At 50.1% G+C, this 7,704-nt stretch carries 6 protein-coding genes and 1 riboswitch; all 6 genes read right to left on the reverse strand.

Translation table 11 applies throughout. The features are described from left to right. Positions 1-2 precede the first annotated feature (2 nt). Complete coding sequence (locus EGV91_RS07365; RefSeq protein ID WP_135502179.1) at positions 3-992, reverse strand: EAL domain-containing protein; 990 nt, start codon at positions 990-992, stop codon at positions 3-5. Positions 993-1,235: 243 nt separating this feature from the next. Next, positions 1,236-2,273, reverse strand: a complete 1,038-nt coding sequence (locus EGV91_RS07370; RefSeq protein ID WP_135502181.1) for an ABC transporter permease — start codon at positions 2,271-2,273, stop codon at positions 1,236-1,238. Beyond that, positions 2,197-3,753 carry a sugar ABC transporter ATP-binding protein gene (locus tag EGV91_RS07375; RefSeq protein WP_135502183.1) on the reverse strand — a complete coding sequence of 519 codons (1,557 nt, stop codon included), beginning with the start codon at positions 3,751-3,753 and terminating at the stop codon, positions 2,197-2,199. Before EGV91_RS07375 ends, EGV91_RS07370 begins: the two co-directional genes overlap by 77 nt. 62 nt (positions 3,754-3,815) lie before the next feature. Beyond that, the gene (locus EGV91_RS07380; protein ID WP_135502185.1) at positions 3,816-4,898 is read right to left on the reverse strand and encodes a sugar ABC transporter substrate-binding protein; all 1,083 of its coding nucleotides are present in this window, start codon (positions 4,896-4,898) and stop codon (positions 3,816-3,818) included. Further along, complete coding sequence (gene mtnA, locus EGV91_RS07385) at positions 4,895-5,956, reverse strand: S-methyl-5-thioribose-1-phosphate isomerase (RefSeq protein WP_135502187.1); 1,062 nt, start codon at positions 5,954-5,956, stop codon at positions 4,895-4,897. The genes EGV91_RS07380 and mtnA overlap by 4 nt, the downstream gene beginning before the upstream one ends. Next, complete coding sequence (gene mtnK, locus EGV91_RS07390) at positions 5,956-7,140, reverse strand: S-methyl-5-thioribose kinase (protein WP_135502189.1); 1,185 nt, start codon at positions 7,138-7,140, stop codon at positions 5,956-5,958. The genes mtnA and mtnK overlap by 1 nt, the downstream gene beginning before the upstream one ends. 77 nt (positions 7,141-7,217) lie before the next feature. Continuing rightward, positions 7,218-7,372: riboswitch (SAM riboswitch) on the reverse strand. Positions 7,373-7,704: the final 332 nt, after the last annotated feature.

Genomic DNA, 7,704 nt, shown 5'->3' on the forward strand with positions numbered 1-7,704 from the left:
ATTTAAACCATTTGCGGCTCTGCCGACGGCTTGCCAAAATAATAGCCTTGGAAAAGCTCGTAGCCTTTGTTTTTCAGCCAAACGAAATCTTCTTCCACTTCAATGCCTTCAGCTAATGGCACCGAATCGATTTCGATCGCTTTGTTCAGGAAGTTCATCGCGACTGCCTGCTTCGCTTCATCTTCCGCAACGCCTTGGACATACTTCATATCAAGCTTCATGTATTTCGGTTTCAGTTCAGCCAGCACCTCTGCTGTGCTATAGCCTTCACCGACATCATCCAACGCGTACTGGAAGCCTTTGGACTTGTAATAGGCAAGAATTTTCTTCAGATGGTCCATGTCATCCACCTTTTCGGTTTCGACTACTTCAAACACCAATTCCTTTGGGTCCACGCCCAATTGGTTGGCAAGTTCCGTCGTCGAACGCAGACAGAATTCGGGTGAGTAAATCGATGTCGGGATAAAGTTGATAAACGCCTTTTTCCCTTTCAAAACTGCTGCAAACTTCACAGCAGTCATCCGGCAGACCCGATCAAGCGCGTAAAGACGGCCTCTGCTTTTTGCCGCTGGGAAGATTTCATTGGGGTAAATGGTCGAGCCGTCTTCGTTCTGGAAGCGCGAAAGCATTTCATAGGCGAACACATTTCCATCGGCGTCAACAATCGGCTGGTAATGGCAGATCAGCCTTTCGTTTTTGATGACATCGTCAATCCAAGCCGTGTTAAAAACATGTTCAATTTCAGAAAGAGGCTGCCAGGATTCCTGGTTGATGCGAAACGCCACTTGGGCCGGATCTAGCAGGTCATTGCAGAAATCAAGGAATTCTCTCGCTCCCTGTTCATCAAGCTGCAATTTGTTCTCTTTTCTGATTACCGCCATTTCTCTTCTCTCCAAATACTCCGCAACTTGTTCCAAAACCGAGCTATTCAATTCGCCATCCAGGCGAATTTCGAATTTCAAGCTCGCGACTGCACAATTATTACATTCCAAAAAACTTCCCCCTTAAAAAATATTGGTAATTATAGTTTACTTTATACATCTTACGACCTGTTAGTATTTTATTTCGTATTTCTAACAATTAATTTTTTGACTCTTCTTTTGTCAATTGTTCCTCTTCAATCCTCAGTTATTCACGTCATGCTTTAGTTCCATTAAAATTGGTATCACTGGATGGTAATGCCAATTTTTTGCCACAAAAATACACCCCTTTGAAAGAGGTGCATCCGTGGAACGCTAGCTTTTTGAAAACTTCTTTTTCGCGTAAACGTAAGTCACGGCAAGCGCCGCTACCAGTACGCCGCCTTTGATGATGTCGAACGCGTAATACGGCAAATTGAGGATGGTCAGGCCGTTCAATAAAATCCCGATGACTGCCGCTCCGAAAAACGTGCCGAGCGCATTCGGTTTGCCTGCGCCAAGGACGGAGTAGCCGACAAATACCGCGGCGACCGCTTCCATCATCAGCGGTGCTCCCGCATCGATTTGGCCGGAGCCGACGCGGGCCGTGAACAGGATGCCCGCCATGGAAGCGAAAATACCGGATACAACGTATGCCGTAAATTTCACTTTCTTCACATTGACGCCGGACAATGTTGCCGCTTCTGCGTTGCCGCCCGTCATATACAACACCCGACCCCAGCGCGTGTGATTCAAGATGAGGTATGAAACGAGCACCAGTATGACCATGATCCAAACCGGAACGGGCAAGCCGAGCATCTGCCCCTGTCCAATCCACAAGAACGCCTCTGACAATTGCCCAGGTGCCGTGCCGCCGGAAGTCAGCGGCATATTATTGTAGATGGAATAGCCTTCCGTATACGTGCGGTGCAAACCTGCGACAATGTACATCATGCTGAGCGTCGCGAGCAAATCCGGTATGCCGAGGACGACAATGAGGAAACTGTTGACGGCGCCTGCCAGCACACCGATTAATAACGGCAACAGCAAGACGAGCCATAACGGCATATCGTACCACACCATGAGCGACGCTGTAACGACGGTCGACAGCGACATCGTCGAACCGACCGATAAATCGAAGCCGTCGACAACAAGTGTGAACGTAACGCCAAGCGCCAGCAAAGTTACGATCGAAATCGACCGCATGATGTCGCTGAAGTTGCCGTACGTCAAAAAGGCATCGCTGACCGTGCTGAAGTAAAAAATGATGATGGCCAGCAGCGCAATAGCACCGTATTTAAACAGAAACTGTATGGCTTTTTCTTTCGGGCTGCTGCCGGTTTTCACTGCGCTCTTCTTTTCCACCGCTTGCATATAATAAAATCCTTTCCTGGGTCGCTTCTTGCCGTGAAAACTCCTTCACGATCTGACCGTTGTACATAACTAAAATCCGATCGGAGATGCCGATCGCTTCATGAATTTCACTGGAAAAATACACGCAGCTTTTGCCGCTCGATGCCAATTGGCGGATCAATTTGAAAATATCCACCTTTGCGCCGATATCGACGCCTTTGGTCGGTTCGTCGAAAAGGTAAAGTTTTGAATCGAGCGACATCCATTTGCCGATCGCCACTTTCTGCTGATTGCCGCCGCTTAAATGGATAAGCGGCGTCTCGGTGTTGTCGGTCTTGATTTGAAGACGTCCGATGATGTCTTTGGCAAATGCCCTTTCCGCTCTTTTGTCCATGAAGAACTTCGGCGAAAATCTTCGCAGGTTCGGGAAAGATGCATTGGCCGACAGCGATTCCTGAACAAACAAGCCTTCTTTGCGCCGTTCTTCCGGCACTAGCGCGATGCCTGCCTTGATGGCATCTGACGGGTGCTTCAACTTCAAAGCCCTGCCGCCGAGCGTGATGGTTCCGGATGTGAGCTTCGATTCCCCGAACAAGGCCTTCGCCAATTCGGTTTTGCCCGCTCCCACCAATCCGACGACGCCGACAATTTCGCCAGCCGCTGCGCCGAACGACAGATGTTTCAATTTGCCTTCGTCCGACAAACCTTCCACGATCAATTGTGGTGCGCCAATTTCATGGTCGCGGTGCACCAATTCGTTGCTCAGTTTGGCGCCGAGCATCGATTCGACGACTTCTTCCTGTGAAGCAGCCTTGGCATCAAAGGTCTGGACCCATTTTCCTTCAGCCATGACGGTAATGCGGTCGCCAATTTCAAATACTTCCGGCAGCCGGTGCGAGATGAAAATACAACCGACGCCTTGGGCTTTCAAACCTTCAATGACTGAAAATAATTTAGCCGATTCGTGCAGCGATAGCGGTGCAGTTGGTTCATCGAAAATGATGATTTTAGCCGAATGGACGAGTGCCCGGGCAATCAGCACGAGCTGCTTTTCCGCTAAGGTCAGGTCAGCTGCTTTCTGGCCGACTGCGATGTTGTCCGATTGCAGTTCTTTCAAAACGCGGCGTGCATCATCGTAAAGTTTCTTTTGGGAGATGAAAAAAGAGCTGCCTCCTGCGAACGTGTCGAGCAGGATGTTTTCCGCTACCGACAATTCAGCAACGATCGCCGTGTCGACTTCCTGGTAAACCGTATAAATACCCTGCTCTTTCGCTTCTTTCGGCGAGCGCAGCTGGAGCGGAGAACCGTTCAATTTAATGTCTCCTTCGTCCTGGCTGTAGACGCCGGATAAAATTTTCATCAACGTGCTTTTTCCGGCACCGTTGACCCCAAGCAATGCATGGACTTCCCCTTTTTCGAGGCTGAACTGTGCTTGCTCCAAAGCCGTAACATTGCCGAATGATTTGCGGATAGCTGTCATTTCCAATAGTGGATGCTCCATCTGCCCGCCTCCTTTCTGAGAAAGAAGCTGCCCCGTCGTGCAGGACAGCTTCATTGCATTTTTCACTTGCCTTCCAATTCTTTCAAATCGTCGGTGTAGCCTTGTTCGCTCGCGCCCCATCCTTCGATGTACTCACTCAATTCATTTGTCGTTATCGCTTCAGACGGAAGTTTTTCAGCGTCCACGAATACCGGTTCCAGCACCACTTTTTCTTCCGGCGTTTCGCCGTTGATCAATTGATAAGCGTAGCGGACCTGGATGCGCCCGATGTCCATCGGATCAACTGCAGCCGATGCTACCCACGGGCTGTTTTCTTTTTGGATCATCTGTAAATCTTCATCGCTCATGTCAATGCCGTACACTTTAATGTCTGTGCGCCCCGCTTGTTCAATCGCGCGCACAGCACCTTTCGCAAATTCGTCCCAAGCTGCCCAAACCGCTGTAATGTCACCCTCGTTCGGGTATTGTTTCAAAATCGCTTCCATCTGTGCCTGTGTATCAAGAGCCGTGTTTTTAGTCGCTCCGCCGAATGCTGTAATTTCTTTGATGCCCGGGTTATCCGCCAAGAATTTTTCATAAGCGACTTGGCGGCGTTCCATCGGTGCAAAGCCAGCTACCCAGATTTTCACGATATTCGCTTCGCCGCCGCTGTCTTCAGCCAAACGCTCCAACGTCATTTCCGCCATTTTCTGGTCGCCCTGCTCAAGAGAAACAACGCCTTCGACGTCAACGCCTGCATCAAATGCCACAACCGGAATGCCTTGTTCCACTGCTTTTTCAACGCCTTGGTTCAATGCTTCTTTCGTGCCATGGTCAATCAAGATAGCATCAAAGCCTTGGTTGATCGCTGCATCCAAGTTCGATGCCATTTTTGCCAAATCGCCTTCCGAAGTGAAGACCGTCACACTGCCGCCGAATTTTCCAGCCTGCTCTTTTACGCCTTCAATGTATTGCGCGGAAAATGTCCCGAGGTTGATCTGCATGATCAATGCCACTTTTTTGCCAGCTAACGGGTGGTCAGATGCTTCCGCTTTCGTCGCATCTGACGTTCCTTCTTCGCTGACTTCCCCTTTTGGCTGGCAAGCGGCTAAAAAGGCACTGAAGATCAATAATAAGGCGATGAATAAAAGCGATTGTTTTTTCATGAATTTGCTCCTTTTCCTGTGTAAGCGCCGAGAACGGCAGGTATATTTTTTTCGTAACCCGGGGTGATGGCCCCTTGTTCGGTGATGATGGCTTTGATGAGCCGTGCCGGCGTGACATCAAATGCTGGATTGAATACTTTCGTGCCTTCCGGCGCTATTTGAATGCCGGCAATATGCGTGATTTCTTCCGCTTTGCGCTCCTCGATCGGAATTTCGCGGCCGGAAGAAATGGACAAATCGAACGTCGATGCCGGAGCCGCTACATAAAACGGAATGCCGTACGCATCAGCGAGCAGCGCTAAATTCAAGGTGCCGATTTTATTGGCGGTGTCGCCGTTCGCCGCAATGCGGTCGGCTCCGACAATGATTGCTTCAATTTCTTTTGCACCAATCGTGTGTGCGGCCATGCTATCGGTGATCAGCGTAACATCAACGTCTGATTGCTGCAGCTCCCATACCGTAAGCCGGGAACCTTGAAAAACCGGGCGCGTTTCACAGGCATAGACTTCGAATTGCCGTCCAAGTTCGCTGCCCAGATGAAACGGCGCCAACGCTGTGCCGTATTTCGCAGTAGCAATGGACCCCGCGTTGCAAATCGTCATGACGCGCGTTTTGCCTTCCAATAAAGACAAGCCGTATTCGCCGATTTTCCGGCACGCTGCTTCGTCTTCTTCATGGATGCGCACCGCTTCTTCAAGCAGCAGCTTTTTCCCTTGCTCGACGGTTGCAGCTTCTTTCACTTTTGCTGTCAGCCGCTCCAGCGCCCATACCAGATTGACCGCTGTCGGGCGCGAGCTGCCCAAATGCGCCGCGTCTTTTTCAACCAAATGGAAAAAGGTCTGGAGTTCATCCGTGTCGTGGCGGACCGCCGCAAGCGCCAGCCCATATGCAGCGGCGATGCCGATTGCCGGTGCACCGCGCACTTTCAGCGATAAAATCGCGTCGTAAACGTCTTCCAAGGTTTCCAGGGCCACATATTCGATTACATGCGGCAATTTTTGCTGATCCAAAATCGTCAACTTGCCTTCTTGCCAGGAAATTGATAACGGGATTGCCATTATTCCGCCTCCCCGATTAACGCTGTCACTTCATAGATGCTCTTCACTTCAGCGCGCTGCAAAATCAGCTTTTCGCCTAAATGCAATGCCTGCTCTTTCAACTCAATGCGGCGGCTGTCGTCTTCGATGCCGTCTAAATCTTTCACATGCGCCAAGCCGATCGTCCGGCGGATCAATTCACAGCCGGCAAAACCCAATGCATCCCGGAAAATCTTCTCGATGATAAATTCGCGGTAGCCGTCCGTTTGCTGAAAAGCTTCGATGCCTTTGTTTTTCCAAAGGTCTGTAAATCTCGCCTCGAACGTTTCCCACGTCCTTTCAATATGCGAATTAACCACATTGCGCTGGTCCCCATTACGCGTCAGCGATTGGAAAATCAAATTTGCCAGGAACAAGCCGACATCAAAGCCGATTGGACCGTAATAAGCGAATTCCGGGTCGATGACCTTCGTTTCGCTGTCACTGGCAAAGATGCTGCCGGTATGGAGATCGCCGTGCAGCAACGCTTCCGCTTCGGTCAAAAAGCTGAACTTCAATTTCGCCGCTTCCAGCTGAAGCGCCTTGTTGGCCCATAACGCTTCCACAGCCTCTTTCAGCTCCGGTTCGAAATCGTTGGTTTCATTGTCAAAAAACGGATCTGTAAAAATGAGGTCTTCGGTGATCTTGCACAGCTCCGGATTCGAGAACGCCGCAGCGAGCTCTTTCTTTTCAAATGGGTGAAGCGCAAAATCCGATGTCTGGAACAAGGTGCGCGCCAAGTATTCGCCGATGTCCGTCGACAGCTGCGGATACGCCTTTCCGGCAATCAGGCCTTCACGGGCAATTGTTAAATGCGACAAATCTTCCATCACCGTCAACGCCAATACCGCGTCCGTGGCATAAACCGTCGGCACCAGATTCGGCACGAATTCCCCGTGTTTCCGGAGTGCGTCCGCCTCGATCTGTGCGCGCTGCAAGGTCAGCGGCCAGCTTTCGCCGACAACTTTCGCATACGGCAACGCCTGTTTCAAAATGACGCTTTTGCCGCTTTCCGGATCCGCCACGCGGAACACGTAATTCAAGTTGCCATCGCCGATTTCGTCGCATTCCAATGCCGCGCCTTCCGGGAATGGATAATGCGTTCTCGCAAGCGCCACCGCGCTTTCTACTGTCAGTTCTTCGTATTGTTTTGATGCTGTTGCCATATGTCATCTACCTTTCGAATGCAAAATAAAAAGCCTCTTTCCCAAAAGAAAGAGGCTCAGAAATATAGATTCCATGCCTCTTATCTTTCAGAAATGTACATTTCTGATGGAATTAGCACCGTGCCTTGCGGGATTTTCATCCCGGCGCTGAAGCGCCCCTTCTCACGAAGGTATTACGGTCGGTTGCTGGGCGTCATAGGGCCAATATCCCTCTGCCTGCTCTTGATAAGAGTGTTGTTGCGTATGTGTATGCTGTTTGAAAAGAATCCTATCACGATTCAGAATTGAGTGTCAATAACTTTTTTCAATATTCCTTTTCATTTCGCTTCAGGCGGACGCTTACCGCGGGCCTGGCTTCAGTCAATGTTATAACTTAATAATAGAGTTTCATTTCTTTTAACAAAGAACACGAAAGATACACTTTCTGAAGTTGTTATAGACTCTCGAGATATGGAGCAAAACAGTGGAGACGCCTGCGGGATAGTGAGACAGCCGAGACCCCGCAGGGAGCGAAGCGACTGAGGAGGCTTGGCGCTCGCCCGCGGCAAGCGCAGCTGTTTTGCG

The sequence above is a fragment of the Planococcus koreensis genome (genome assembly GCF_004761975.1).
Taxonomy (GTDB): domain Bacteria; phylum Bacillota; class Bacilli; order Bacillales_A; family Planococcaceae; genus Planococcus; species Planococcus koreensis.

Excerpts from the sequence above, each read along its gene's own strand:
- mtnK (WP_135502189.1), bottom strand. The coding sequence starts at position 7,140 with ATGGCAACAGCATCAAAACAATACGAAGAACTGACAGTAGAAAGCGCG.
- EGV91_RS07380 (WP_135502185.1), bottom strand. The coding sequence starts at position 4,898 with ATGAAAAAACAATCGCTTTTATTCATCGCCTTATTATTGATCTTCAGT.
- EGV91_RS07370 (WP_135502181.1), bottom strand. The coding sequence starts at position 2,273 with ATGCAAGCGGTGGAAAAGAAGAGCGCAGTGAAAACCGGCAGCAGCCCG.
- EGV91_RS07375 (WP_135502183.1), bottom strand. The coding sequence starts at position 3,753 with ATGGAGCATCCACTATTGGAAATGACAGCTATCCGCAAATCATTCGGC.
- mtnA (WP_135502187.1), bottom strand. The coding sequence starts at position 5,956 with ATGGCAATCCCGTTATCAATTTCCTGGCAAGAAGGCAAGTTGACGATT.